General features: G+C 60.8%; 24 protein-coding genes, 2 tRNA genes and 1 other RNA gene. 9 read left to right on the plus strand and 18 right to left on the minus strand.

Annotated elements, in window-relative coordinates:
* Positions 1–8 precede the first annotated feature (8 nt).
* From rimP to rlmE, 8 genes are all read right to left on the minus strand, one after another.
* Positions 9–467: a ribosome maturation factor RimP gene (gene rimP / locus C7H85_RS05660; RefSeq protein ID WP_106728752.1), complete on the minus strand. Its 459-nt coding sequence runs from the start codon at positions 465–467 to the stop codon at positions 9–11.
* Positions 468–644: 177 nt separating this feature from the next.
* Positions 645–721 (minus strand) — tRNA-Met (locus C7H85_RS05665).
* Between the two features lie 58 nt (positions 722–779).
* Positions 780–866, minus strand: a tRNA-Leu gene (locus C7H85_RS05670).
* Between the two features lie 10 nt (positions 867–876).
* Positions 877–1212 (minus strand): preprotein translocase subunit SecG, encoded by a 336-nt coding sequence (secG, locus tag C7H85_RS05675; protein ID WP_106728753.1) that lies wholly within the window; start codon positions 1210–1212, stop codon positions 877–879.
* 203 nt (positions 1213–1415) lie between these two features.
* Positions 1416–2738, minus strand: coding sequence for a phosphoglucosamine mutase (glmM, locus tag C7H85_RS05680; RefSeq protein WP_106728754.1), 1323 nt, complete (start codon positions 2736–2738; stop codon positions 1416–1418).
* Between the two features lie 5 nt (positions 2739–2743).
* Complete coding sequence (gene folP, locus C7H85_RS05685; RefSeq protein ID WP_106728755.1) at positions 2744–3577, minus strand: dihydropteroate synthase; 834 nt, start codon at positions 3575–3577, stop codon at positions 2744–2746.
* Between the two features lie 69 nt (positions 3578–3646).
* Complete coding sequence (gene ftsH, locus C7H85_RS05690) at positions 3647–5596, minus strand: ATP-dependent zinc metalloprotease FtsH (RefSeq protein ID WP_106728756.1); 1950 nt, start codon at positions 5594–5596, stop codon at positions 3647–3649.
* A 44-nt stretch (positions 5597–5640) separates the two neighbouring features.
* Positions 5641–6270, minus strand: a complete 630-nt coding sequence (gene rlmE / locus C7H85_RS05695; protein ID WP_106728757.1) for a 23S rRNA (uridine(2552)-2'-O)-methyltransferase RlmE — start codon at positions 6268–6270, stop codon at positions 5641–5643.
* An 85-nt stretch (positions 6271–6355) separates the two neighbouring features.
* On the opposite strand from rlmE, the gene yhbY reads away from it, so the two are divergent.
* Together yhbY and C7H85_RS05705 are read left to right on the plus strand one after the other, a co-directional pair.
* Entirely contained in the window at positions 6356–6652 is a 297-nt protein-coding gene (gene yhbY, locus C7H85_RS05700) for a ribosome assembly RNA-binding protein YhbY (protein ID WP_106728758.1), read from the plus strand.
* Positions 6653–6819: 167 nt separating this feature from the next.
* Entirely contained in the window at positions 6820–7380 is a 561-nt protein-coding gene (locus C7H85_RS05705) for a PilZ domain-containing protein (RefSeq protein WP_158260066.1), read from the plus strand.
* A 48-nt stretch (positions 7381–7428) separates the two neighbouring features.
* Here C7H85_RS05705 and greA read toward each other — a convergent pair whose 3' ends face one another.
* From greA to grpE, 4 genes are all read right to left on the minus strand, one after another.
* Positions 7429–7905, minus strand: a complete 477-nt coding sequence (gene greA, locus C7H85_RS05710) for a transcription elongation factor GreA (protein WP_106728760.1) — start codon at positions 7903–7905, stop codon at positions 7429–7431.
* Positions 7906–8040: 135 nt separating this feature from the next.
* Positions 8041–9177, minus strand: coding sequence for a molecular chaperone DnaJ (dnaJ, locus tag C7H85_RS05715; RefSeq protein WP_106728761.1), 1137 nt, complete (start codon positions 9175–9177; stop codon positions 8041–8043).
* A 91-nt stretch (positions 9178–9268) separates the two neighbouring features.
* Positions 9269–11191: a molecular chaperone DnaK gene (gene dnaK, locus C7H85_RS05720; protein ID WP_106728762.1), complete on the minus strand. Its 1923-nt coding sequence runs from the start codon at positions 11189–11191 to the stop codon at positions 9269–9271.
* Between the two features lie 126 nt (positions 11192–11317).
* Complete coding sequence (gene grpE / locus C7H85_RS05725) at positions 11318–11923, minus strand: nucleotide exchange factor GrpE (RefSeq protein WP_106728763.1); 606 nt, start codon at positions 11921–11923, stop codon at positions 11318–11320.
* Between the two features lie 188 nt (positions 11924–12111).
* On the opposite strand from grpE, the gene nadK reads away from it, so the two are divergent.
* A complete protein-coding gene (nadK, locus tag C7H85_RS05730; protein WP_106728764.1) occupies positions 12112–12996 on the plus strand; it encodes an NAD(+) kinase in 885 nt (294 codons plus the stop codon).
* A 90-nt stretch (positions 12997–13086) separates the two neighbouring features.
* Positions 13087–14760 carry a DNA repair protein RecN gene (gene recN, locus C7H85_RS05735; protein ID WP_106728765.1) on the plus strand — a complete coding sequence of 558 codons (1674 nt, stop codon included), beginning with the start codon at positions 13087–13089 and terminating at the stop codon, positions 14758–14760.
* 66 nt (positions 14761–14826) lie between these two features.
* Here the strand turns inward: recN and udp are convergent, their stop codons facing one another.
* Positions 14827–15585 carry a uridine phosphorylase gene (gene udp, locus C7H85_RS05740; protein ID WP_106728766.1) on the minus strand — a complete coding sequence of 253 codons (759 nt, stop codon included), beginning with the start codon at positions 15583–15585 and terminating at the stop codon, positions 14827–14829.
* Between the two features lie 168 nt (positions 15586–15753).
* Between udp and C7H85_RS05745 the strand changes: the two genes are divergently transcribed.
* A complete protein-coding gene (locus C7H85_RS05745; protein WP_106728767.1) occupies positions 15754–16092 on the plus strand; it encodes an outer membrane protein assembly factor BamE in 339 nt (112 codons plus the stop codon).
* A 56-nt stretch (positions 16093–16148) separates the two neighbouring features.
* Here C7H85_RS05745 and C7H85_RS05750 read toward each other — a convergent pair whose 3' ends face one another.
* Together C7H85_RS05750 and C7H85_RS05755 are read right to left on the minus strand one after the other, a co-directional pair.
* Positions 16149–16490: an RnfH family protein gene (locus C7H85_RS05750; protein WP_245879585.1), complete on the minus strand. Its 342-nt coding sequence runs from the start codon at positions 16488–16490 to the stop codon at positions 16149–16151.
* On the minus strand, positions 16471–16920 hold the full coding sequence (locus tag C7H85_RS05755; protein ID WP_106728769.1) for an SRPBCC family protein: 450 nt from the start codon (positions 16918–16920) through the stop codon (positions 16471–16473). The genes C7H85_RS05750 and C7H85_RS05755 overlap by 20 nt, the downstream gene beginning before the upstream one ends.
* Before the next feature lie 137 nt (positions 16921–17057).
* On the opposite strand from C7H85_RS05755, the gene smpB reads away from it, so the two are divergent.
* The 3 genes from smpB to C7H85_RS05770 all read left to right on the plus strand — a co-directional run bounded on the left by smpB (position 17058) and on the right by C7H85_RS05770 (position 19666).
* On the plus strand, positions 17058–17543 hold the full coding sequence (gene smpB / locus C7H85_RS05760; RefSeq protein ID WP_106728770.1) for an SsrA-binding protein SmpB: 486 nt from the start codon (positions 17058–17060) through the stop codon (positions 17541–17543).
* 50 nt (positions 17544–17593) lie between these two features.
* Positions 17594–17954, plus strand: a transfer-messenger RNA (tmRNA) gene (gene ssrA / locus C7H85_RS05765).
* Between the two features lie 287 nt (positions 17955–18241).
* A complete protein-coding gene (locus tag C7H85_RS05770; RefSeq protein WP_106728771.1) occupies positions 18242–19666 on the plus strand; it encodes a multiheme c-type cytochrome in 1425 nt (474 codons plus the stop codon).
* A 24-nt stretch (positions 19667–19690) separates the two neighbouring features.
* Here C7H85_RS05770 and C7H85_RS05775 read toward each other — a convergent pair whose 3' ends face one another.
* Positions 19691–22333, minus strand: a complete 2643-nt coding sequence (locus C7H85_RS05775; protein ID WP_106728772.1) for an EAL domain-containing protein — start codon at positions 22331–22333, stop codon at positions 19691–19693.
* A 335-nt stretch (positions 22334–22668) separates the two neighbouring features.
* On the opposite strand from C7H85_RS05775, the gene C7H85_RS05780 reads away from it, so the two are divergent.
* The gene (locus C7H85_RS05780; protein WP_106728773.1) at positions 22669–23703 is read left to right on the plus strand and encodes a DUF2817 domain-containing protein; all 1035 of its coding nucleotides are present in this window, start codon (positions 22669–22671) and stop codon (positions 23701–23703) included.
* Between the two features lie 46 nt (positions 23704–23749).
* On the opposite strand, the gene C7H85_RS05785 is transcribed toward C7H85_RS05780, so the two are convergent.
* Both C7H85_RS05785 and C7H85_RS05790 read right to left on the minus strand, forming a co-directional pair.
* Positions 23750–24118: an RT0821/Lpp0805 family surface protein gene (locus C7H85_RS05785; RefSeq protein ID WP_158260067.1), complete on the minus strand. Its 369-nt coding sequence runs from the start codon at positions 24116–24118 to the stop codon at positions 23750–23752.
* 17 nt (positions 24119–24135) lie between these two features.
* Entirely contained in the window at positions 24136–25566 is a 1431-nt protein-coding gene (locus tag C7H85_RS05790) for a Hint domain-containing protein (protein ID WP_106728775.1), read from the minus strand.
* Positions 25567–25814: the final 248 nt, after the last annotated feature.

Raw genomic sequence — 25814 nt, forward strand, 5'->3', positions numbered from 1 at the left:
TAGCCTCGTTAGTCAAAGTTCGGAACCAGATTTGCTCTTTGGATATTGGCGAAGGCGATGGGATATTCATTCCCTTCCACCTCCAGCCGGATCATGGTGTCTTCCACCGCCACGACGGTGCCTTTCAGCTTGCGGCGGTTGTTCACTGCCATGCGCAACATTAATTCGGCTTCCTGGCCGATGATGGCCTGGTAATGAGCCGGCTTGAACAAGGGGCGGGCGAGCCCTGGGGATGAGACTTCCAGATCATATTCGGTGGAAATGGGATCTTCCACATCCAGCACGGCGCTGACTTGCCGGCTGACTTCGGCACAATCATTTACATCGATACCATCTTCATGATCGATATACAGACGCAGCGTCGAATGCCGGCCGGCACGCACGAACTCGAGCCCCAGCAGTTCGAACCCCAACGCCTCTACCGGCTCGTTAAGCATCTCGGTCAATCGTTGTTCCAATGTAGCCAAAGCTACCCCCTCCGAAAACAAAAAAAGGGCTCGCAGCCCAGTGAATTCGCATCGGCCACGCCGATGGCAAAGTGCAGATAACAAAAAGCCCCGATTTTCAAATCGGGGCTATTCACCTGGACCCTGATTGTCGCCTCGCGACGACCATTCACCGCGAGCAGGCAGTGAACGTGAAATTGGTTGCGGGGGCCGGATTTGAACCGACGACCTTCGGGTTATGAGCCCGACGAGCTACCAGGCTGCTCCACCCCGCGTCCGAAATCGTGCGAGATTATAGTCAAATCGGGAAATGATCTCAACCTGACTATGTCTTGGTGCCGAGAGCGGGACTTGAACCCGCACGCCTATACAGGCACTACCCCCTCAAGATAGCGTGTCTACCAATTCCACCACCTCGGCAAAAACTTGCTTATTCGGGAATATCGCTGCTGTCGCCAACAGGAACATCACCCTGGGCCGGACTTTCCACCACTTCGGGTACGGAAAGGTCCTCCCACTCGCTTCCTTGCTGGGTGCTGTTGCTGGACAGATTGCCCAGAACCAGACTAACCACAAAGAAACCGGCTGCCAGCAGCGTCGTCGCCTTGGTCAGGAAATTACCCGAACCGCTGGAACCAAAAACCGTATTCGATGCACCCGCTCCGAAAGACGCGCCCATATCGGCACCCTTCCCCTGCTGAATCAGCACCAGACCGATCAAAGCCAGTGCGATAAGCAGATACACCACTAAAAGAATTTCGTACATCTTAGCTTACCTTTGCTTGGCGCCTGAGCCCCGCATCAGACTGCTGTCGGGAGCGGGGCTAATACTAGCGATCCGTTTGAGATGATACAAGCGCAATTTTAGAAAAGGCGGTTCGATCGCGCGAAAAGTCGGCAAAAACACGAACTGACGGGAGCGACTGGTTCCAAATGCTCAAAAGAACAACAAAGACTCCCCACCCGGGATCAGACCGCTTCGGCGATATGCCGTGCCAGCTGTTCCACCAGGGCTCGATCCGCTCCCTCCACCATCACCCGGATCAGCGGCTCGGTGCCCGATTTGCGCAGCAGCACCCGCCCCTGGCCGGACAGCGCCAGCTCGGCCGCCGCCACCCGCCGCCGCACTTCGCCACTGGACAACGGATCGCTGCCGGGCTGGAAGCGCACGTTCACCAGCACCTGCGGGAACAGGGTCAGTTCCCGACACAATGCCTGCAGGCTGACGCCCTCTCCGACCATGGCACGCAGCACCTGCAACGCCGCGACGATGCCGTCGCCGGTGGTATTGTGGTCCAGGCTGATGATATGTCCCGAGTTTTCCCCGCCCAGTTTCCAGCCGTGCTCCTTCAGCTTTTCCATCACGTAGCGATCGCCGACACTGGCGCGCACGAAGGGAATGTCCCGTTTGGCCAGCGCCAGCTCCAGCGCCATGTTGCTCATCAGGGTGCCGACCACGCCACCGTGCAGGGTACCCCGCCTGGCTGCATCGCGCGCCATCACATAAAGGATTTGATCCCCGTCCACCAGGGCACCGGTGTGATCCACCATCGCCAGCCGGTCGCCGTCACCGTCGAAGGCGATGCCCAGATCCGCCTGGTGCGCCAGTACCGCCTCGATCAGCGCCTGTGGGGCGGTGGAGCCGACCTCGTCATTGATATTGAGGCCATTGGGCTGCACCCCGGTACGGATCACCCTGGCCCCCAGTTCCTCGAATACCGCCGGGGCGATGTGGTAGGTGGCGCCATGGGCACAGTCGAGCACGATGGTGAGCCCGTCCAGATGCATCTCCGAGGGGAAGGTGCTCTTGCAGAACTCGATATAGCGGCCGGCGGCATCGTTGATCCGGCTGGCCTTGCCCAGTTGATCCGACGGCACACAATCCATCGGCTGCTCCAGCAAGGCCTCTATCGCCAGCTCCACCTCATCCGGCAGCTTGGTGCCGTCGTGGGAAAAGAACTTGATGCCGTTATCGTAATACGGATTATGGGAGGCGCTGATCACGATGCCCGCCTCGGCCCGGAAGGTGCGGGTCAGATAGGCGATGGCCGGGGTCGGCATGGGGCCGAGCAGGGCCGCTTGCAAACCGGCGGCGGACAGTCCCGCCTCCAGCGCCGACTCCAGCATGTAGCCGGAGATGCGGGTATCCTTGCCGATCAGTACTTTTTTGGTGCCGGTGCCCGACAGCACTTTGCCCGCCGCCCAGCCCAGCTTCATCACGAATTCTGGTGTAATGGGCGCTTCCCCTACCCGGCCGCGCACCCCGTCGGTGCCAAAATATTTTCTGCTCATCGTTGTTATCCCTGATAGTGTGCCGCCTGCTGCCAGACCCGGATGGCATCGGACATGTCTTTTACATCATGCACCCGGAAAATATGCGCGCCCTGGCTCAGCGCAAACAGGTGCGCGGCCAGGGTGCCCGCCAGGCGTTCGGTCACGTCCCGCTGCAGCAGCTGGCCGATCATCGACTTGCGCGACATGCCCACCAGCAGTGGCAGGCCGGTGGCGTGCAACCGGCCGAGCTTGCCCAGCAGTTCATAATTATGCTCCAGGGATTTGCCAAAGCCATAGCCGGGATCCAGGCAGATGCGCTCACGGGCGATGCCAGCCTGCTCGCAGCTGCTCAGGCGCTCCTCCAGAAACGCCAGCACCTCGACGGTCACGTCGCTGTAGCCCGGCGCCTGCTGCATGGTTCTGGGCTGCCCCAGCATGTGCATCAGGCAGACGGCTGCGCCGCTTTCTGCCGCCACCGCCAGGGTGCCGGGCTCGCGCAGGGCGCGAATATCGTTGATCAGATCCGCGCCGGCACTCACCGCTTCCCGCATCACCACCGCCTTGCTGGTATCGACGGAGATCCAGCAGTCCAGTTCGGCCCGCAGCAGCTCGATCACCGGCACCACCCGCTCCAGCTCCTGCTGCTCGCCAACCTCGTCCGCACCAGGCCGGGTCGATTCACCACCCACATCGATGATGCCGGCCCCGTCCCGCACCATCTGCAGGGCATGGCGCAGGGCCGCATCGCGGGCGACAAAGCGACCGCCGTCGGAAAAGGAATCCGGTGTCAGGTTCAGTATGCCCATCACCTGGGGAGAGGTTAGATTAAGCGTCTTGGATGAAGTGGATAGCAGCATAGACAGGTTGTTTCCAAAAATAAAAAGCCCCGGACTCATAAGGTCCGGGGCTTAATCTATCATAAAAAGTTAATTGCTGGTGGCATCACCGGGCTTGTTGAGGTCCGGCGAAGCGGCCTTGCCGTCGTCGGCACGCTCTTCTTTCTTGTCGTCCGAGCTGGCGGTCGGCCCCTGGGGCTTGTCGCCGGTCTCGTCTTTCCAGTCTGCGGGCGGACGGACATCACGACGGGCCATCAGATCGTCGATCTGTTTGGCGTCGATGGTTTCGTACTTCATCAGCGCGTCTTTCATGCTGTGCAGGATATCTACGTTGTCCATCAGGATCTGCTTGGCACGATTGAAGTTGCTCTCTATTACCTGTTTGACTTCCGCATCGATGGCCTTGGCAGTTTCGTCGGACATGTGCTTGACCTTGGCGGCGGTACGGCCGAGGAAGACTTCACCTTCTTCATCCGCGTACAGCAAGGGCCCCAGCTTCTCGGACAGGCCCCACTGGGTCACCATTTTGTGGGCGATTTCGGTGGCCCGCTCGATGTCGTTGGACGCGCCCGTGGTCACCTTGTCGAAACCGTAGATGATTTCTTCCGCCAGACGACCGCCGTAGAGGCTGGAAATCATCGACTCCAGGTGCTGCTTGCTGTAGCTGAAGCGATCCTGCTCAGGCAGGTACATGGTCACCCCCAAGGCACGGCCGCGGGGAATGATGGAGACCTTGTACACGGGATCGTGTTCGGGCACCATGCGGCCGACGATGGCATGACCGGCTTCGTGATAGGCGGTCATCTCCTTCTCGGACTCTGACATCACCATGGAGCGGCGCTCGGCGCCCATCATGATCTTGTCCTTGGCCTTCTCGAACTCTTCCATCGATACCAGGCGACGGGCGGAACGAGCGGCAAACAGCGCCGCCTCGTTGACCAGGTTGGCCAGGTCGGCACCACTGAATCCCGGCGTCCCGCGAGCAATCACGCTGGCGTTGACGTCGTCGGCAAGCGGTACCCGACGCATATGCACCTTGAGGATCTGCTCACGACCACGTACGTCCGGCAGTCCCACCACCACCTGGCGGTCGAAACGGCCGGGACGCAGCAAGGCGGGATCCAGCACGTCGGGCCGGTTAGTGGCGGCGATCACGATAACGCCTTCGTTGCCTTCGAAACCGTCCATTTCCACCAGCATCTGGTTCAGGGTCTGCTCGCGCTCGTCATGACCGCCACCCAAGCCGGCGCCACGCTGGCGACCAACCGCGTCGATTTCGTCGATAAAGACGATACAGGGGGCCGATTTTTTGGCCTGTTCGAACATATCGCGTACCCGTGAGGCACCCACACCCACGAACATTTCCACGAAGTCGGAGCCAGAGATGGTAAAGAAGGGCACCTTGGCCTCGCCGGCGATGGCCTTGGCGAGCAGGGTCTTGCCGGTACCGGGCGGGCCCACCAGCAGGATCCCGGTAGGAATGCGGCCACCCAGTTTCTGGAAACGGCTGGGATCACGCAGGTAATCCACCAGTTCTTTTACGTCTTCCTTGGCTTCGTCGCAACCGGCCACGTCAGCGAAGGTAGTCTTCACCTGATCTTCGCTCATCAGCCGGGCCCGGCTCTTGCCGAAGGTCATGGCACCCTTGCCGCCGCCACCCTGCATCTGGCGCATAAAGAAGATCCACACGCCGATCAGCAGCAGCATGGGGAACCAGGAGATAAAGATAGAAGTCAGCAGGCTGGGCTCTTCCGGTTTCTCACCTACCACCCGCACGTTGTTGTTCAGCAGGTCGTTCAGCAGTTGAGGATCCTCCGAAGGCATCACGGTGGTAAAACGGTCACCGCTGCGCTTGACGCCGTTGATGGTCTGGCCATCCATGCGAACTTCACGGATCTGCCCTTGGGCAACTTCCTGTACAAAGGTGGAATAGTCCGTCTGGCGTCCGGCCGGCTCGCTGGGGCTAAAGCTCTGGAAAACCGACATCAACACCACGGCTATGACCAACCACAGGATCAAATTTTTCGCCATGTCACTCAAATTACTAACCTCACCGGCTGACAGTTTATGACTTGAACAGGGTACTACAGTTTAAAACCTGTAGCCACAATGTAGACTTCCCGCGAGCGGGGCCGCGACGAGTCGGGCTTTCTGACCTTGACCACACTGAAAGACCGGCGAACCTCCAGGAGGAATTCATCAAAGCCGGTCCCCTGAAACACTTTTACGACAAAACTTCCCTGTGGCGCCAATACCTGCCTGCACATGTCCAGCGCCAGCTCCACCAGGTACATGGCCCTGGGTTGGTCCACCTCGGGCGTACCGCTCATGTTCGGCGCCATGTCCGACAGCAGCACATCCACCTTTTCTTCGCCGACCCGGTTCAGCAGGGCGCCGAGCACCGCTTCCTCACGGAAATCGCCCTGCAGGAAGTCCACACCGGCGATAGGATCCATCGGCAGTATGTCGCAGGCGATAACCCTGCCCCCGGCCCCCACCTGCTCGACCGCAAACTGGCTCCAGCCGCCGGGCGCGGCACCCAAATCGACGACCGTCATCCCCTGCTTCAGCAGGCGATCACGACCCTGTAATTCCTCAATTTTAAACACGGCACGCGAGCGCAGGCCTTTTTTTTGCGCCTGTTGAACATATTTATCGTCAAAATGCTCTTTAAGCCAGCGCGTTGAGCTGGCCGAGCGTTTTTTCTTACCCATTAAATTATCGCTCTGCTATTACCATTGAAGCCTAGATGGGGGTACAATAGCCCCCTTTCAACCTATTTAACTGAAGCATTTTGCAATGACCCTGAATAATAAGCAAAGACAATACCTCAAGGGACTGGCCCACAGCCTGAAGCCGGTGGTATTGCTTGGCCAGCATGGCCTGACCGAAGGCGTGCTGGCCGAGATCGACCTGGCCCTGAATTTCCATGAACTGATCAAGGTCAAGGTTGCCGCCGAAGACAGGGAAGTCAAAACGCTGATCATGGACGCCATCGTCCGCGAAACCGGCGCGGTCAAGGTACAGACCATAGGCCATATCCTGACGCTGTATCGCGCCAGCGAGCAGAAAAAGATCATCCTGCCCAAGGCCTGATCATTTGGGGCCGGTCTGCCCGGCCCCGACGCTTCCCTTCTCCACCATCCCCTTATTGTCAGCCCGTCCCCTTATCGGCACACTGAATCACACTACTATTAAAGCTACCTCTACAGGTGTGAGACGCCATGGCCTCCAACAGGTACTTAACGGACGAAGAGTTGCAGATGCTGAACGAACTCTGCCGGCACGACGCCTCTCCGCCCACCATCACGCTGACCATGCTGATGGACGCCAACATCAGGCCGCTGCTGGATCAGGCCTCACACCTTGAACTCAAGCTCGAGCTGGGCGATATCCGCCTGAGTTTCCCGGTCGCCCTCACCTCGCTTTCCGAGGCCCAGGAACAGGCCGAGCTGAGCGTCCCCGAAATCCTGTCCAACAGCGCCCATCCCCGGGCCTGGCGTCTGCCCAGCCCGCAGGGGCTGCAGCTCAGCCAGCCCAACGGCAAGCCCCTGGCCGCCGAAATCCGCGATCTGTCGATCAACGGCATGCGACTGCTCTCCCGGCGCTGCCTGTTCCGGCGTCACAAGAGCAAGCTGGTCCGGCTCGAACTGGGGCAGGAACACAACATACTGCTCAAACTGAAACTGGTGCGCCAGCACAGGGCCCGGCATTTCTGGCTGGCGGCGGTGCAGTTTGAACTGCCCGTCGCTGATCGGATGACCCTGTCGGATTATGTGTTCAGGGGATTTCTGGAGGCGATATACAGGGAGCAGGCGGAGTAATGCCGCCTGCCCGGCAGGAGTGGAGGGTGGGCCCGAACGAGTGCCCGATTACAGGTACTCGACCTTGATGATCTCGTATTCCACATCGCCGCCCGGGGTTTTGACGATGGCGACGTCGTCTTCTTCCTTGCCGATGAGCGCGCGGGCGATGGGCGAGTTCACCGAAATCAGATTGGACTTGATATCGGACTCGTCGTCGCCGACGATGCGATAGGTAATTTCCTTCTCGTCATCCACCTTGAACAGGGTGACAGTGGCCCCGAAGATCACCTTGCCGTTATTGGGCAGCTTGGTGATATCGATGATCTGGGCATTCGACAGCTTGGCTTCAATCTCCTGGATACGTCCTTCGCAGAAGCCTTGCTGTTCACGCGCGGCATGGTACTCGGCATTTTCTTTCAGATCACCGTGCTCGCGGGCATCGGCAATGGCTTCGATTATTTGGGGGCGACGCACGGACTTCAGGTGGTCCAGTTCTTCACGCAGTCTCTGCGCACCGCGGATGGTCATCGGTGTTTGCTTCATAGTGGAAACCTGGTTCCTTTATCAAACAATAAAACAACAAGAGCCCTACCGGATACCGGCATAGGGCTCGTATCATGAAATTCCGGCTCTGGCCTGAGGCCTTTTATGCGAACGGCCCAGACTAATACAGCCGGCTTAGCGGGTCAAATCGTCGAAGAAGCGTTTCACCCCTTCGAAAAAACCTTCCGACTTGGGCCTGTGCTTCTTGGCCGCCAGACCGCCGCAGGAGTCTTCCAGCTGGCGCAGCAGCTCTTTCTGCTCTTCGGTCAGGCTGACCGGCGTCTCCACGTACACCTTGCACACCAGATCCCCCATGACCCCGTTACGGGCCGAACGCACCCCCTTGCCCTTGAGCCGGAACATGCGACCGGTCTGGGTTTCGGCGGGTATCTTCAGCTTGACCCGGCCATCAAGGGTAGGCACTTCCACCTCGCCCCCCAGGGCGGCGGAGGTAAAGCTGATCGGCACCTCGCAGTACAGGTTGTTGCCATCGCGCACGAAGATCTCATGCTCGCGCACATGCATCTGTACGTAGAGATCCCCCGCCGGAGCGCCGGCCTCGCCCGCCTCACCTTCACCGGCCAGGCGAATGCGATCCCCGGTATCCACCCCCGCCGGGATCTTGACCGACAGGGTCTTGGTCTTCTGGTAACGGCCTTCGCCATGGCACTGGTGGCAAGGATCGGAGATGATCCTGCCCTTGCCGCGACAGTGGGGGCAGGCCTGCTGGACGGTAAAGAAGCCCTGACGCATCTGCACCTGGCCGTGACCGTGGCAGGTCGGGCAGGTTTTGGCCTGGGTGCCGGGCTTGGCGCCGCTGCCGTCACAGACCTCGCAACCGACCAGGGTCGGTACCTTGATCTCTTTGGTGACGCCCCGCACCGCTTCTTCCAGCGTCAGCTCCATGTTGTAGCGCAGATCCGCCCCACGGGCCGCCCGCTGCTGACGGCGCTGACCGCCACCGAAGATATCACCGAACACATCACCGAAAATATCACTGAAGTCGGCACCGCCGCCGCCGCCAAAGCCGTGGCCGCCCTGCTGGCCGTCGACACCGGCGTGGCCGAACTGATCGTAGGCTGCCCGCTTCTGGGCGTCGGTCAGGACTTCGTAGGCTTCGGTTGCTTCCTTGAACTTGTCTCCCGCATCGGCATCGACTTTATTGCGATCCGGATGGTATTTCATCGCCAGCCGTTTATAGGCTTTCTTTATTTCGCGCTCGTCGGCGCCCTTGGCAACCCCGAGCACTTCATAATAATCTCGCTTTGACATAAGGCTATTTGCTTACCTGAGTCTTAATTACACAAAGGCGGGCGTTGGAAGCCCAACGCCCGCACTGTCGGCGTTTGCGCCGGGTCGACGATTACTTCTTGTCGTCTTTCACTTCTTCGAACTCGGCGTCGACCACATCGTCGTCGGCCTTGCCGGCACCATCCGGGGCCGCACCCGCATCGTGCGCCTGAGCCTGGGCTTTGGCCTGGGCCGCTTCCATCAGTTTCTGGGACGCTTCCAGCAGCGCCTGCTGCTTGGCTTCGATCTCGGCCTTGTCCTCGCCGCGCACCGCCGTCTCCAGCGCGCTCAGGGCGGACTCGATGGCGCTCTTGTCATCGGCGGTCAGGGCATCACCGGCTTCTTCCAGCTGTTTGCGGGTCGCATGCACCAGACCATCGGCCTGGTTACGGGTCTGCACCAGCTCTTCGAACTTCTTGTCTTCGGCCGCATTGGCCTCGGCCGCCCGCACCATGGCTTCGATCTCTTCCTCGCTCAGGCCGGAAGAGGCCTGGATGGTGATCTTCTGCTCTTTGCCGGTATCCTTGTCCTTGGCAGACACGTGCAGAATGCCGTCGGCGTCGATATCGAAGGTCACTTCGATCTGCGGCAGGCCGCGCGGTGCCGGGCGGATACCTTCCAGATTGAACTGACCCAACGACTTGTTGTCGCCGGAACGCTTGCGCTCACCCTGCAGCACATGGATGGTGACCGCGGACTGATTGTCGTCGGCGGTGGAGAACACCTGGGACTTCTTGGTCGGGATGGTGGTGTTCTTCTCGATAAGCGCGGTCATCACACCGCCCATGGTTTCGATACCCAGAGACAGCGGGGTCACGTCGAGCAGCAGCACGTCTTTCTTGTCGCCGGACAGCACGGCGCCCTGGATGGCGGCACCCACGGCCACGGCTTCATCCGGGTTCACGTCCTTGCGTGGCTCCTTGCCGAAGAAGTCGCTCACCGCTTTCTGCACCAGCGGCATGCGGGTCTGGCCACCGACCAGGATGACGTCGTCGATGTCGGATACCGACAGGCCGGCGTCCTTGAGCGCGATACGCACCGGATCCAGGGACTTCTTGACCATGTCTTCCACCAGCGACTCCAGCTTGGCCCGGGTCACCTTGATGTTCAGGTGCTTGGGCCCGCTGGCGTCGGCGGTGATGTAGGGCAGATTCACTTCAGTCTGCTGGGCGGAAGACAGCTCACACTTGGCCTTTTCCGCCGCTTCTTTCAGCCGCTGCAGTGCCAGCATGTCGTTGCGCAGATCGAAGCCCTGCTCGCGCTTGAACTCTTCCACCAGATAGGTGATCAGGCGGTTGTCGAAGTCTTCCCCCCCTAGGTGGGTGTCACCGTTGGTCGCCAGCACTTCGAAGGTCTTCTCACCATCCATGTCGTCGATCTCGATGATGGAGATATCGAAGGTACCGCCGCCCAGATCGTATACCGCCACCTTGCGATCGCCCTTGGACTTGTTGACGCCGTAGGCGAAGGCCGCTGCGGTCGGTTCGTTGATGATCCGCTTGACGTCCAGGCCGGCGATGCGGCCGGCGTCCTTGGTGGCCTGACGCTGGGCATCGTTGAAGTAGGCCGGTACGGTGATAACCGCTTCGGTCACCGGCTCGCCGAGGTAGTCCTCGGCGGTTTTCTTCATCTTTTTCAGCACTTCGGCGGAGATCTGCGGCGGTGCCATCTTCTTGTCTTTGACTTCCACCCAGGCGTCACCGTTGTCGGCCTTGATGATGCCAAACGGCATGATCTTGATGTCGCGCTGGACTTCTTCGTCCTCGAAGCGGCGACCGATCAGGCGCTTGATGGCGAACAGGGTGTTTCTCGGATTGGTCACCGCCTGGCGCTTGGCCGGCTGACCGACCAGGGTCTCGCCGTCGTCGGTGTAGGCGATGATGGAAGGAGTAGTACGAGCACCCTCGGCGTTTTCAATGACCCGCGGGGTATCCCCGTCCAGGATGGCAACGCAAGAATTGGTGGTACCCAGATCGATGCCGATGATTCTACCCATAAAATCCTCTCTGAATTTCTGAATTCGGTAATAAGCGGTTACAGTTTTGCTTTAGTGCCTATATGTGGTTAGCGCCCGATACTTTCAAGACGACGGTCACATTTTTTTAGGCAAAGCGGAATATGTTCAGGCCTGAGTGTCGATGGCCGGCCCCTTGGCCACCATCACCATGGCCGGGCGCAGCACCCGTCCGTTCAGCTCATAGCCTTTCATCATCACGGCCAGCACCGAATTCGGCGCGACCTCGGTGCTTTCGACCATGCTCATGGCCTGGTGCTTGTTGGGGTCGAACGGCTGGCCTTTTGGATCGATGGCCACCACGCCGAACTTCTCCACCGTGCCGAGCAGGGATTTCAGGGTCAGCTCGACCCCTTCGCACACCGCCTTGAAGGCTTCCTGCTCCTTGTCGGTATGCTCCAGCGCCCGTTCCAGGCTGTCGATCACCGGCAGCAGCTCGCTGGCAAATTTTTCCAATGCGAACTTCTGCGCCTTTTCCACATCCTGCGCGGCCCGGCGCCGGATATTCTCCATCTCGGCCAAGGCGCGCAGGGCATTTTCTTTTTCGGTCTGGACAGTGGCTTCGGCGTCTGCCAGCTTTTGTTCCAGCTCGGCTACATAAGCCGCATCCGGTTGTGCAACGCCCTCGTCCGCCGCCGCAGTGTCGGTCTCTACGGTCAGCGGCTCCTGCTCGGCGGCCTGCTCGGTCTCAACCTGGTGTTGTTTGCTGCTCATGTCGTCTCCCGTCTGTGTTAACCAACTTGAGCCTATATGGGGACGCTGTCCGCCATTTCAAGGGCAGATTCTTCGTTATCCGCCACTCCCCCTTATGGCGCTATAACGATGCGTTATTTAGAATGACCCTATTCACTTACGCCAGGGAATGCGCAGCCGCATTACTCCTCAGCCGGGCAGCAACATCGATGGAAACCGACTTCAATACCATTGCCTTGATCGGCAAACCGGATCACAAGGGCGCCAACCAGACACTGGTGGCGCTGTATCACTACCTGCAACAGCTCGGGCTGAATATTGTGATTGAGCGCCGCGTCGGCGAGCAGTTGGGGCTGGAGCAGGCCGAGTTGCTGGAGATGGTCGAACTGGGCGAACGGGCCGATCTGGCCATCGTAGTGGGCGGCGACGGCAACATGCTGGGGGCAGCCCGGGTCCTGGCCCGCTTTGACGTGGCCGTGGTCGGGGTCAACCGGGGCAACCTCGGCTTCCTCACCGATCTGTCGCCGGACAGCTTCGAACAGCCGCTCGAGCGCCTGCTGGCCGGGGATTACCAGACCGAACACCGCTTCCTGCTGGAAGCCCAGGTGCACCGCCACGGCCAGCTCAAGGCCAGCAACACCGCCATGAACGAAGCGGTGCTGCATCCCGGCAAGATAGCGCACATGATCGAATTCGAGGTCTATATCAACGGCCACTTCATGTACAGCCAGCGCGCCGATGGCATGATTGTCGCCACGCCCACCGGCTCCACCGCCTATTCGCTGTCTGCCGGCGGCCCCATCCTTACTCCCAACCTCAATGCCATCACCCTGGTGCCCATGTTTCCCCATACCCTGAGCTGTCGTCCCATCGTGATCGACGCCGATGCCCAAGTAAAACTGGTGGTCGCCCCCACCAACAAGACCGAGCAGATGCTGATCAGCTGCGACGGCCATGTGTCGCTGGCGGTCCAGCCCGGCGACGAGATCCATATCAACAAGAGCCCCTACCGGCTGAAACTGCTGCATCCCCGCGGCCACAACTACTTCGAGGTACTGCGCAGCAAGCTCGGCTGGGGCAGCAGACTGTTTTGATATGGCGAGTCGGCTTGAACCCACTTGATACTGTACAAAACACCAGTATACTGTATCTAAATACAGCATCGTTTTGTGCAGGGGGTCATCATGTTGCTTCAGCTCACCATCAGCAATTTTGCCATCGTCTCTTTCCTGGAGCTTGACCTGCGCCCGGGCATGACCAGCATCACCGGCGAGACCGGGGCCGGCAAGTCCATCGCCATCGATGCCCTGGCCCTGGCCCTGGGGGAACGGGCCGAGGCCGATTCGGTCCGCCCCGGTGCGGACAAGGCCGATATCAGTGCCCGCTTCCGTATCGACAAGCTGCCCCGGGTCAAGGCCTGGCTGTGCGAGCAGGAGCTGGATGAGCAGGACGAATGCATACTGCGCCGAACCCTGAGCAGGGAAGGCCGCTCCCGCGGCTACATCAACGGCACCCCGGTCCCGCTGTCCCAGCTCAAGGCGCTGGGCGCCCTGCTGATCAACATTCACGGCCAGCACGCCCATCAGGAACTGCAGAAACCCGATTATCAGCGCAACCTGCTCGATGCTTACGCGGGACATCACCAGTTGCTGCAGCAGGTCAGCCACAGCTACCAGCAATGGCGCCAGCTCAGCAACGAGCGCAAGCGGCTGCAGAGCGAGCAGGCCCAGTGGCAGGCCCAACGCCAGTTGCTGGAATACCAGGTCGCCGAGCTGGATGAACTGGCCCTGGCCACGGACGAATTTCCCGGTCTCGAAGCCGAGCACAAGCGCCTGGCCAACGGCGCCGAGCTGCTCAACGACTGCCAGTTCACCCTCAACGTGCTGGCTGAGGGCGAAGAGAACAATGCCCTTCAGCTGTTGCGCCAGGGACTGAAGACCCTGGCCGAACTCACCCGGATGGACGAACGGCTGGTACCGGTGCAGGAAATGATAGAAAGCAGCCTGATCCAGCTGGAGGAGGGTCATAGCGAGCTGAGCCGCTACCTGGATCGGCTGGAGCTTGATCCCGAGCGACTGTACGAGGTGGAAGCCCGCCTGAGCAAGGTGATGGAGTTGGCCCGCAAGCATCATGTCCCACCCGCCGAGCTGACCGACTATCATCGGCAGATCAAAACCCAACTCGCGGAGATGGCCCAAAATGACACCCGTCTGGAGTCGCTGGATGACGAAGTGGAGCAGGCCGGCCGGCATTTTTTGCAGGCGGCCGAACGCCTGAGCCAGAGCCGCCAGCGCCACGCCGAGTCGCTCAACAAGCAGATCACCCACAGCCTGCATCAGCTCAGTATGAAGCACGGCCGCTTCGAGATCCGGGTCACCGGAGGTAAAGACGCCGGTTTTTCACCACTCGGCATCGACAAGGTCGAATTTCTGGTCAGCACCAACCCAGGCCAGCCGATGAGCCCGCTGGCCCGGGTGGCATCCGGTGGCGAGCTGTCTCGCATCAGCCTCGCCATCCAGGTGATTACCGCACAGAAAGTGGAAACGCCGACCCTGATTTTCGACGAGGTCGATGTGGGGGTCAGCGGTCCTACCGCGGCGGTGGTCGGCAAGCTGTTGCGCCAGTTGGGCGATTCCACCCAGGTGCTGGTCATCACACACCTGCCCCAGGTAGCCGGAAACGGCCACCAGCACTTTTTCGTCAGCAAGAGCAGTGGCAGCAACGAGACCCAGACCCGGATGCAGGAGCTGGATGAACACAGCCGGCTACAGGAGCTGGCCCGGCTGCTGGGCGGCAACAAGATCACCGCCAATACCCTCGCCAACGCCAGGGAATTGCTGGTCTGCGGTGAGGCGTGAGGCGTGAGGCGTGAGGCGTGAGGCGTATCAAGGATAAGCCCGGCTTTCACCGGGCAACAGCTTGTTCTAAACCAGACGGCGGGCCGCACCGATGACAATGTCGATGGCCTGCTGCTCGGCCTTTTGCATGGTGGTTTCGTCAGGAATTTCCTGCTGGGTGCGGTTGACGATCACCCCCGCCACACAGCCGGCCTTCAGCCCCTGGCTGGCACACATGGTAAACAGGGTAGCGGACTCCATTTCGTAATTCAGCACGCCCATCGCCTGCCACTCCTTCATGCTGCCCTGAAACTTGCGCAGTACCCGGGCGGAGTGGGTGTCGTAGCGCTCCTGACCGGGATAGAAGGTATCGGAAGACGCCGTCACACCTACATACGGGCTGATGCCCATGTCCCTGGCCGCATCCACCAGGGCGCAGGTGCAGTCAAAGTCGGCGACCGCCGGGAACTCCATGGGGGCAAAGTGACTGCTGGCCCCGTCCAGCCTCACCGAGCCCATGGTCACTATCATGTCGCCGACCCGGATGTTCGGCTGAATGGCGCCGGTGGTACCGATACGCAAGAAGGTACCGACCCCCAGCTGTGCCAGTTCCTCCACTGCAATGGAGGTGGAAGGGCCGCCGATGCCGGTGGAGCATACTACCACCGGCTTGCCATCCAGCTCGCCCAGCCAGGAGGTGAATTCCCGTTTGCTGGCCAGATGATGCGGGTTGCTCAGTTGGCTGGCAATGCGTTTGACCCGCTCGGGATCCCCCGGAATGATGGCCAGCCGGGCCCCGCGCAGATCCTCATCCGTAATACCCAAATGGAATACATGTTTTGTCATCGACGCTGCTCCCTAAAGATATTATTAGACATGAAGATATTAAGCCAGCCGGGACAAAATGACCATGACCCAGCTCACTGAACCAAACTGTTGTTTGTGGGTCTAGCTTTTACAACTGAATAGCCAGCGGCTATGATGCCCCCAAGTCACACAGGATATTACGCACCTATGCAACTCAAAACGTTGATTTTACCTTTATTTTTAGCCCTTCCCCTGACCGGCTGCGGCCTGGTTTACAAGGTGGACATTCCCCAGGGCAACTATATAGAAGAGAAACAGGTCGCACAGCTGCGCCAGGGCATGACCAAGGATCAGGTTCGCTTCCTGCTGGGCAACCCCATGAGCCTGGATGGATTTAACGATGATAAATGGGTATACCTCTATTACTTCAAACCCGGTCGCGGCGACGTGGAGCAGAAGCAGCTGACCCTGGATTTCAGCAACGATGCCCTGGCCGCACTCAGCGGTGATTTCCCGGTGCCCGAGGCGTTCCACCAGGGGCTCTGACCGGAGGGCCGCCCTGCGGCGGGAATGAAATCCCCCCGGGTGCCTTGGCCGGTAAGCTATTTCCTGGTTCTCTTGGGATCCGGCCGCCCTCCGGTCACCTTGTCGGCCCGGCCTTCTTCCTTGGCCTGCTCTGCCCGTCGCCGGCGGATCTCCTTGGGGTCAGCCAGCAAGGGCCGGTAAATCTCGATACGGTCGCCGTCATGCACGGACTGCTCCAACTTCACCTGACGGCCGAACACCCCCACCATATTGCTGTCGAGATCGATCTCCGGATATTGCTGCAACACGCCCGACTGCTCGATGATTTGCCGGACCGTCTGCTCCGGCGTGACTCGCAATGACAGCACGGTTTGCTGCTGTGGCAGGGCATAAACGACTTCAACCCGAATAAGATTCACTGCCGTAAACCTCCCTCGCCCGTTCGCTGAAGGCGTGCACCATGGCATTGGTCAACTCTTTGAACACACCACCAAAGGCGATTTCTACCAGGCGGGAAGTAAACTCGAAATGCAGTTTCAGCTCCACCTTGCAGGCGTCTTCATCCAGCGGCGTAAAGGTCCAGCCGCCATTCAGAGACTTGAAGGGGCCATCTACCAGCTCCATATGTATCTTATGATCCTGCTCCAGCCGGTTACGGGTAGTAAAGGTCTTGCGAATCCCCGCCTTGGCCACGTCCAGCGCCGCCGTTATGGTATTTTCCGACTCCGACACTATCCTACTGGCCACGCAACCCGGTAAAAACCGAGGGTACGCATCCACGTCGTTTACCAACTCGTACATCTGCTTGGCACTGAACATCACCAGCGCGCTTCGGGTAATACTCGGCATAACCTCTCCTGGCATTCTGACCGGCCGATTTTAACACTTATGGGACCCAGGCTCACCCTTCGCAGTTGCTCAAAAAGCCGCCGGTTGTCTGTTCACCAATTCCCAAGTCCCCAAGGACGCCGTATACTGCGCGCACTATGGCAAAAAACAACACCAAAAAGAAATCCAGCTCCAACACCATCGCCGTTAACCGCAAGGCACGGCACGAATATTCCATTGAGGAAAAATTCGAAGCCGGTGTCGAGTTGCAAGGATGGGAAGTCAAAGCGCTGCGGGCCGGCAAAGCCAACATTGGCGAGGCTTACGTGTTCATGCGAAACGGTGAGGCGTTTTTGTTTGCCGCCACCATCACTCCACTTAACATGGCTTCCACCCATGTGGTCTGTGATCCGTTGCGAACCCGCAAACTGCTGCTGCACAAGCGCCAGCTGGACCGGCTCACCGGCCTGATTGAACGGGAAGGCTACACCCTGGTGCCTCTCTCATTGTACTGGTCCAAATCCTGGGTCAAGGCAGAAATCGGCCTGGTAAAAGGCAAGAAGGCCCACGACAAGCGGCAGGACATGAAAGAACGGGACTGGCAGCGCGAAAAGGACCGCATGATGAAGCACAAGGGGCGTTGAGTAAGGGCTTGTGTTCCTGCTGCGTTTGCAATAAGATCCAACTGTTACTTGGGGCTGATTCAGGATTCGACGAGATTCTCGAACTCCTAGGTGCATGCCGAGGTGCGATAGGCCTCGTTAAACAGTCGCAAAAAAATAGTCGCAAACGACGAAAACTACGCACTAGCAGCTTAATAACCTGCATAGAGCCCTTCTGCCCTAGCTTGCCTGTGACTTAGGGAATCGGAAGGTCATCCTTCACAGGATCGCGTGGATGCCGTGCCTGACGGTTGAAGCGTTAAATCCAATTCAGGATAGTCTGTCTGTGGCGTGTCAGTCCGCAGCAGCTGGCGAAATTAATGACTGACTAAGCATGTAGTACCGACGACGTAGGTTTTTCGGACGCGGGTTCAACTCCCGCCAGCTCCACCAAATTTCTTTGCAAAGCAATTCAATTTATTAAGCCCACATAGTCAATGACTTGTGGGCTTTTTCTTGCCTGAAAATATTCAATCGAATCTACCACCGGTTTTCCCGGCGACGCACTGCTCCCGGGCCGGGGCTAAAATAGCCTTACGGCACGGAATATAACCTCGATAACCAAGGCTCCGCTCACCAGGGGTGCCTGGGAACAACGGATTTTGTCCCCAAGGTGATCCGACGGCGCGGATGACAATAACGCAAAAGGAGGGCCGGAGTTCAGTTCCGGTGAATCAAGGATGATCACGCTCAACCGCTTACTGCTGTTCGTTTTTTCCTTGCTGCTCTGTGGTCAGGCTCAGGCCGTCAGCGCAGTGGAAAAACGCCTGGATAATCAACGTCTCACTCCCCTGTTCTCCCCTCACAGGGCGACCACCAGCTCGGGAAAACCCATCGGCCTGCATCAATTTGAAGACGCCCGGGTATGCAGCGGCTGCCATACCGAAATTTATGACGAATGGCGGGAATCCATCATGTCCCATGCCTGGAACGATCCCATCTACCGGGCCCTGCTGAACAAGGCGAGCGTCGCCACCGGCGGCGAGCTCGACAACTTCTGCACCGGCTGCCATTCCCCGGTGGGGCTGACCACTGGGCGGATCACCACCGCCGGCAACCGGCTGCCGCCGGAGCTGGAGCACCCGGACGAGCAGCTCCCAGGGGTCGACTGCGAGGCCTGCCACAACATGAGCGGGATCAGCGGGCTGGACAACGGCGCCTACATCCTCCAGGCCATGGCCCGGGGCGAATCGCTGAAGCTGGGACCGCGCGCGGATGCCTCGTCGCCTTACCATCAGACCCAGTACTCTTCGCTGCATACCAGCTCGGAGATCTGCGGCACCTGCCACAATGTCAGCCATCCGCTCAACGGCACGCCCATAGAGCGGACCTACGACGAGTGGTACGAAAGCCCCTACCGCCAGGCCGGCATTGGCTGCCAGGACTGCCATATGGCCAAGATCAGCAGTAAGGCCGCAGTCATGGGCCCCCTGCGCCAGGACAGAGCAAGCCACTGGTTTGCCGGCGGCAACACCACGGTGTTGGAGTACTTCGGCCGAACCCGGAACGCGGAAAATGCCCGCAAACTGCTGCAGAGCAGCGCCGAGCTGGCCCTGCTCGAACCGCCCGCCGAGTTGCGGCCCGGCGCACGGGCCAAGATGTCGGTCAAGGTCAGCAATACCGGCGCTGGCCACAAGCTTCCTACCGGTTTTCCCGAGGGGCGCGAGGTGTGGCTGGACTTCAGGGTACTGGATGCCGGGGGCAACGAGCTGTACCGCCTGGGTCGGGTAGTCAACGGCGAAACCGAGCCTGGCACCCGCAATTTCAAGGTGCACCTGGGCGACAAGGACGGCAAGGAGGTACTGGTGGAGGTCTGGAACGTGAATCATATCATCTCCGACAACCGCATCCTGCCCAAGGGCTATGAGGTGGTGGACTATGAATTTGCCGTTCCCGCCGACGCCGAGGGGCCGCTCAGCCTGGTGGTGGATCTCAACTACTGGCCTTTCTCCCAGGCCTTTGCGGACGCCCTGCTCGGGGAGGACAAGATAGAAGTACTGGTGGAAAACATCACCCGGCTGGAGCAGCAGATCCCGCTGGGTCAAGCCCCCCCCTGGCGGCCATCCCCTGACGGAATGACCGGCGACAGCGGCCGCCACCGATGATGCCCGGTGGCGGGCACCATCGGCTCACCGGCCGAAGGCAGGAAGAGGCGCCAACCGTATCCGCTCGATGACAACGGCAGGCTCGGGGTGGGAGAACAGATATCCCTGGTAAAGCAGGCAGCCGTTGTCCTGCAGCAGCGCGCGCTGGGCCGGGGTTTCAACCCCCTCCGCGATCACTTCCAGTTGCAGGCTGCCGGCCATGGCGATAATGGCCCGGATGATGTTGAGGCTGTTCTGGTCTGCGGGCAGCACCCGCACAAAGGACTGATCGACTTTCAACTGATCCAGGGGCAACTGCTGCAGGTAGTGCAGGGAAGAGTAGCCGGTCCCGAAATCATCGATGGCGAAGCGGATACCGTATTTTTTCAGCGCCCGCATGCGTTCGATGGCCTTGGGCATGTCATCGAGCAGCATCGACTCGGTCAGTTCCAGTTTCAAGCGCCCCGGATCCGCCCCGGTCTCGCTCAGCAGCGCCAGCACATCATCCACGAAGCCGGGCTGATACAACTGGGCGGCGCTAATATTGACCGACAGGGAAAAATCATCGAAGGCCGGCAGCCGGGCCCAGTGCGCCAGTTGCTCGCAGGCACGCCGCAACATGATACGATCGATGCGGGTCATCAGGCCGGCCGCCTCGGCCACGTCGATAAAGGCTCCCGGTGCCAGCACGCCGCGCCGGGGGTGGCGCCAGCGTACCAGTGCCTCGGCCCCGACCATCCGGCCCCGGACATCGACCTGGGGTTGGAAATAGAGGCAGAATTCCCGCTCGGACAATCCCCGCAGTATGTCCTCTTCCAGCTGCAGACGCCGGGTGATGACTTCCTGCATCACGGGGTCGAAAAAACGCAGCTTACCCTTGCCCGCCGACTTGGCTTCATACATGGCCAGTTCGGCCTGCTGCAGCAGATCATCCGCCGTCTGACCGTGATCATCGAACATCACCAGCCCCAGGCTGGCGCTGCCGCGCAGACTATGTATCTCATGCACATAGGGGCGCTCCAGTACTTCCAGCAGCTTGTGCCCGATGTGCTCCAGGCGAGCGGCGCTCTGGGCCGGTTGCTCCGACAGCTCCCCGAGCAACACCGCAAATTCGTCGCCACCCAGCCGGGCCACGGTATCGGTCTCGCGCACCACCTGATTCAGTCGCTGGGCGGCCTGTTGCAACAGTTGATCGCCAACCTGGTGCCCCCAGAGATCGTTGATATCCTTGAAGTTATCCAGATCGATGAAAATCAGCGCCCCTTGCCTGGCGCTGCGTGCACTCACCGCCTGGGCCTGCTTCAGCCGCTCGGCCAGCAAGCGCCGGTTGGGCAGTCCGGTCAGGGCGTCATAGAATGCCAGGTGGTTGATTTTTGCCTCATCTTCCTTGCGCTGGGAAATGTCGCTGATGGCGGCAACGTAATGGCTGATGCGCTCCCTCCCGTCCCTGACCGCGCTGATCGATAGCCACTGGGGATAGATGTGGCCAGACTTGCGCTTGTTGTAAATTTCCCCCTGCCAATGGCCCTTGTCCCGGATCGTCTGCCACATCTGCCGGTAGAACTCGGGCGAGTGCCGGCCCGAGCTGAACAGCCTGGGCGTCTGACCCACCACTTCCTCCGACGCGTAGCCGGTAATGTCGGTAAAGGCCCGGTTGACCCGCAGGATCCGGCTCTCGGCATCGGTAACCAGCATGCCCTGAAAGCTCTCGAAGGCCACGGCGGCAATACGCAACTCGGTTTCGTGCTTGACCCTGGCGCTGATATCCCGGGTCAATACCACCACCGCCTGGCGGCCGCCGAAGTGCCCTTCCAGCGCCTGGGCCGTGCTTTCAACGGTGCGCCGGCCACCACAGGTCTCCAGTTCATACACCAGGGTGTTAACGCCTTGTCGACGCAGGGTTTGCCGGATGAACGCCAGCAACTGCTCCGCCTGGCCGGAGGCAAATACATCCGGCAGCCCGAGCCCGACCAGCTTCTCACCGGTGTCGGGCAACAGCGCCGGATTGGAGGCCATCACCTCCAGGTAACGACCCTCTTCGTCCATGACGAACATCAGGTCCGGCAGGGCGCCGGTGATGGCCTTGAGCCGCGATTCACTCGCGCGCAGCGCCTTCTGCTCCCGGTGGCGCTGCTCGGCGTCTTGCAGAATAAGGATCAACATCAGGGTCAGCGGCACCATGCCCAGCAAAAAGGGCCAGCTCACCGACAGCAGCAGGACCCGTTCGTCCGCGTCCATCAGCGGCATGAGAAGTCCCAGGGTCGTCAGGTGCAGCACCAGCACTACAGGCAACAGCGCCACCGTGTCGAGCCGGGCCCGGCCATGAGCCACCGCGTGGCGCACCCCCAGCCCCATGGCCAGCGCCAGCGCCATATTAAGCATCCCCAGGCTGGCGCCCTCACCGCCGAGCCACCAGCGAAAGCCGCCGGCAAGCAAGGCCGCCATCGTTCCGGCAACTGGCCCGCCGAACAGCCCGGCCACGAACAGGACCGCATTACGGGCGTCCAGCAACACTCCCGGCGACACGGAAAAGGGCAGCAGCATGCAGGTGATGGCCGCCAGTCCGAACCAGAGTCCGGACGTCATCACCAGCAGCCGCGGATAGTCCTGTCCCCTGCGGATGTTGACCGTCAGCAGCCAGCCAAGGGCAAGGAGCAGAAAGGCTTGTTCAATAACGGATAGCAGCATGGGGTCGGGGCCGCAGCAGAGTGAGTCGATACGGTTCGCCTGGAGCCAGGCAGACCTTTCTTTGTGTTAACAGGCGCGAATAAAGCGGCGGCAGTGTAACAGAACCACGCCGGGATCCCCACACAAAACAGGGGGATAAACCGCCGGTCTCAGGCCGGGCCGGACACGGTTTTTATGGCGAACCGCCACCGTATTTCCCCGATACAGGAAAACGAGGCCGCCGACTGGAATGACCTCATCAGCATACCCTTTTCGCCACTATCGCCGCTTTTTGCATAGACTGAATATCGGTTCCGGGTGGCTAGCCGGCCGCCGCCAGATAAAAGGAGAACCCGATGCCCGCAGCCCCGCCATCTTCCCTGCCAGAGCTCGACCGGCTGGCCGAGCTGGCCGCCCGGGCCGGCGCCCACGCCCGGCTGGAAACGCTGGCACGGGTCGGTAACGCCCGGCATGAGCTGCCGGTCCAGTTGCTGCATCTGGGCTCGCGGGATCCCGCCGCACCGGCGCTGGGGTTGTTCGGCGGTGTCCATGGCGTGGAGCGCATCGGCACCGAAGTGGTGCTGTCCTACCTGCATTCCCTGGTGGCCAGCCTGGGCTGGTCAGGCCTGACCCATCGCCTGCTGGAGCAGGTCAGCCTGATCTTCATGCCGGTGGTCAATCCGGTCGGGCTGGCCCGGGCCAGCCGCTGCAACGGCAACGGGGTGGATCTCATGCGCAACGGCCCGCTCGATGCCCGCGAGCCGGTCGGCTGGCCCCTGGGCGGGCAGCGCCTGAGCCGGCATCTGCCCTGGTATCGCGGACAGGGGCTGGAGCCCGAGTCCGAGGCGCTGTGCTCGGCGGTCGCCCGATACCTGGTCGGGCGCCCCTTCAGCCTGGCGCTGGACTGCCATTCCGGCTACGGCCGGCGCGATCGCCTCTGGTTCCCCTTCGCCGGCAGCCGGCAACCGCCTCCCCGGCTGCCGGAGATCCTGGCCCTGCGGGAGCTGTTCCTGGCCGCCTACCCCAATCACAACTATTACGATATCGAGCCCCAGTGGCTGCACTACATGGCCCATGGGGATCTGTGGGATCACCTCACCTTGCAGCACCGGCACCGGCCCGGCGTCTTTCTTTCCTTTACCCTGGAGATGGGTTCCTGGCTGTGGGTACGCAAAAACCCGCTGCAGCTGCTGCATTTTACCGGCCTGTTCAACCCGGTGAAGCCCCATCGTCATCAACGGGTCTTGCGCCGGCACCTGATCCTGATCGACTTTCTGGTGCGGGCGGTGGAAGGCTATCGGCTCTGGCTGCCGGATGCCGACGCGGCCGGGCCCCTGTACCGCCAGGCGATGGCACTGTGGTTCGGCAACGGTTCCCCGGGGCCGGACTGAGCGGGGCCAATAAAAAACGGGCGCCGCCCGGCGCCCGCCTTAACATTCAGGGCGCCGGCGTCGGTACCGGGATCCAGATACCGTCGCCGTTGCGGCAGGCGGTATCTAGGTAGCTTTCGCTGTGTTCCCCCAGCACCAGCCGCTCCCGATAGTGCCGGCAATAATGCCCGGAGCGGCTGACGTAGGTGTCAAGCGGGGTAATGCTGCCGCTGTTGCCGCTGTCCTGGTTGTACCAGCCGATCGGGGTTTCGCTGGGTGCCGTTTCCAGCGCCCGCTGCACCGCCCGATCCGCCTGTGCCACGTCGCCGTCGGTCATCGCCAGGTACAGCGGTGTTCCCGACCCCATACCGGTGGCGCCGCAACCGGCCACCAGGACCGGCAGCAGCAGGCCAAACCCCCCTCTCGTTTTCCTCATACCCTGCCTCGTCATGCTCAGGAGCCGCTGTTGTCATCGCGCCAGTTGCGCTGGATCAGCTCCATCTCCTGTTCCGGCGTCAGGGCCGGGCCGGACGGAGAGAAATCGTCCGCGCCGTGGCCACCACGCCGCCGTCCCTGGTCATCCATGCCATCATCGTCATCGGGCCCGAGCTGCATCCGGACCCGCTCGCGCAGCAGGTTGCCCTCGGCATCGAAGCGCAGGTCGCTGCGTTCACGGCTGAAATCCGGGGCATCCTCCTCGCCAAGCCGCACCTCGGTGCGTTCGCGCAGCAGGTTGCCGTCTTCATCGAAACGCCGATCCAGCCGCTCCCGACTGAAATCCGCCGTGCCCTCCACCCCGGAGCGGCTCTCGGTACGTTCCCGCAGCAGGCTGCCGTCGTCATTAAAACGCAGATCGCTGCGCTCACGGCTGAAGTCGGCAGTCCCTTCCACCCCCTCGCGGATATCGGTCCGTTCACGAATCAGGTTACCGGCCTCGTCGAAGCGCTGCTCGATCCGTTCCCGCCGAAACTCCGGCGTTCCTTCCACCCCGGTGCGGACATCGCTACGCATCCGGTCCACTTCCTGGGCATGCTCGCCGCGCCCGCGGCCCCGGCCACTGTTGTCGTCACCATCGCCGTCATCACTGCCTCGGCCACTGTTGTCGTCGCCACCGCCGTCGTCGCTACCCCGGCCCCGGCCACCGTTGTCATCGCCACCGCCGTCATCACTGCCCCGGCTGCTTCCGCCACTGGAACCACTGCCGCCACCCTCACCACCACTGCCACTGCTGCCACCATCTCCTCCTTTATTGTGGACCAGGAAGCCATCCGCGATATAGGTGTGGTTGCCATCCAGCAGCAGGTTGTAGACGGTCAGCCCCGGCTTCCCGGCGATCGACTCGATCACCTCCAGTAACTGGGTCTCGAATACCAGTTCGAGCTCGGGTGCCAAGGCCAGGTTGCCCTGGCTCTGCGGCATAGGGCGCGGCTGACCCCGTACCAGCCGATCGCCGATCCCCAAGGGCTCCACCGACAGTCGTGCGTTTTCCTGCGCCGTCATCCTTGGATCCAGGGACTTCCAGCCTTGCGGGGTACGGAAGGGATGCTCGGCGGTCACGAAGTGGGTACTGCCGTTGAGGGAGTACAGCCGACGTCCGGCCAGCGGCACCCGCTCGACGCCGATGACCCTGTTGATCCGGCCGTGCTCTCCCCACACCCGCTGGCCTACCCGGATCCGCTCTATCGGCAGTGTACTGCCATCCGCCATCAGGACCAGGGTACCCGCGATAAAGCAGGACTTGGCGTAGGCCGCGGCGGGATAGTTTAAGGTTCCGCTCTGCTCGTCGTAGGACGGCGGCCCCGCCATCAGCAGGAGGGCAAGCGCACTGCAGGCGGCCACGTGCATCACCGGTGCCCTGCCGGGAATAAATTTTTTCTTCAGCATGATATTCACCCCTGTTAACCCGGCGCTCAGCCACCCGACCGGGCGCTCTATGGTAACAACAGCCCAGCGGCCGATTTCATCCCGGCCGGATTCTCTTTTTTTGTCCGGGCTACCACACTGAATAAATCGTAACCACAGGGATGGATAAGCCGGCCCAGGTGTTGTTATTCGAAAGCGCACCACGCGCGGCAGATGACGGTGGCCGCATGACAGCAGGGAGAAGCCGATGGCTGAGAGCGGAACGAGAT

Source organism: Zobellella endophytica, assembly GCF_003012775.1.
Classification (GTDB): Bacteria; Pseudomonadota; Gammaproteobacteria; order Enterobacterales; family Aeromonadaceae; genus Oceanimonas; species Oceanimonas endophytica.

Coding starts and splice junctions, on each gene's coding strand:
- grpE (WP_106728763.1), bottom strand. CDS start 11,923: ATGAGCAGCAAACAACACCAGGTTGAGACCGAGCAGGCCGCCGAGCAG.
- C7H85_RS05705 (WP_158260066.1), top strand. CDS start 6,820: ATGCTGAACGAACTCTGCCGGCACGACGCCTCTCCGCCCACCATCACG.
- folP (WP_106728755.1), bottom strand. CDS start 3,577: ATGCTGCTATCCACTTCATCCAAGACGCTTAATCTAACCTCTCCCCAG.
- C7H85_RS05745 (WP_106728767.1), top strand. CDS start 15,754: ATGCAACTCAAAACGTTGATTTTACCTTTATTTTTAGCCCTTCCCCTG.
- yhbY (WP_106728758.1), top strand. CDS start 6,356: ATGACCCTGAATAATAAGCAAAGACAATACCTCAAGGGACTGGCCCAC.
- C7H85_RS05785 (WP_158260067.1), bottom strand. CDS start 24,118: ATGAGGAAAACGAGAGGGGGGTTTGGCCTGCTGCTGCCGGTCCTGGTG.
- rlmE (WP_106728757.1), bottom strand. CDS start 6,270: ATGGGTAAGAAAAAACGCTCGGCCAGCTCAACGCGCTGGCTTAAAGAG.
- smpB (WP_106728770.1), top strand. CDS start 17,058: ATGGCAAAAAACAACACCAAAAAGAAATCCAGCTCCAACACCATCGCC.
- secG (WP_106728753.1), bottom strand. CDS start 1,212: ATGTACGAAATTCTTTTAGTGGTGTATCTGCTTATCGCACTGGCTTTG.
- C7H85_RS05790 (WP_106728775.1), bottom strand. CDS start 25,566: ATGCTGAAGAAAAAATTTATTCCCGGCAGGGCACCGGTGATGCACGTG.
- nadK (WP_106728764.1), top strand. CDS start 12,112: ATGGAAACCGACTTCAATACCATTGCCTTGATCGGCAAACCGGATCAC.
- udp (WP_106728766.1), bottom strand. CDS start 15,585: ATGACAAAACATGTATTCCATTTGGGTATTACGGATGAGGATCTGCGC.
- recN (WP_106728765.1), top strand. CDS start 13,087: ATGTTGCTTCAGCTCACCATCAGCAATTTTGCCATCGTCTCTTTCCTG.
- dnaJ (WP_106728761.1), bottom strand. CDS start 9,177: ATGTCAAAGCGAGATTATTATGAAGTGCTCGGGGTTGCCAAGGGCGCC.
- glmM (WP_106728754.1), bottom strand. CDS start 2,738: ATGAGCAGAAAATATTTTGGCACCGACGGGGTGCGCGGCCGGGTAGGG.
- C7H85_RS05780 (WP_106728773.1), top strand. CDS start 22,669: ATGCCCGCAGCCCCGCCATCTTCCCTGCCAGAGCTCGACCGGCTGGCC.
- dnaK (WP_106728762.1), bottom strand. CDS start 11,191: ATGGGTAGAATCATCGGCATCGATCTGGGTACCACCAATTCTTGCGTT.
- greA (WP_106728760.1), bottom strand. CDS start 7,905: ATGAAGCAAACACCGATGACCATCCGCGGTGCGCAGAGACTGCGTGAA.
- C7H85_RS05775 (WP_106728772.1), bottom strand. CDS start 22,333: ATGCTGCTATCCGTTATTGAACAAGCCTTTCTGCTCCTTGCCCTTGGC.
- C7H85_RS05755 (WP_106728769.1), bottom strand. CDS start 16,920: ATGCCGAGTATTACCCGAAGCGCGCTGGTGATGTTCAGTGCCAAGCAG.
- C7H85_RS05770 (WP_106728771.1), top strand. CDS start 18,242: ATGATCACGCTCAACCGCTTACTGCTGTTCGTTTTTTCCTTGCTGCTC.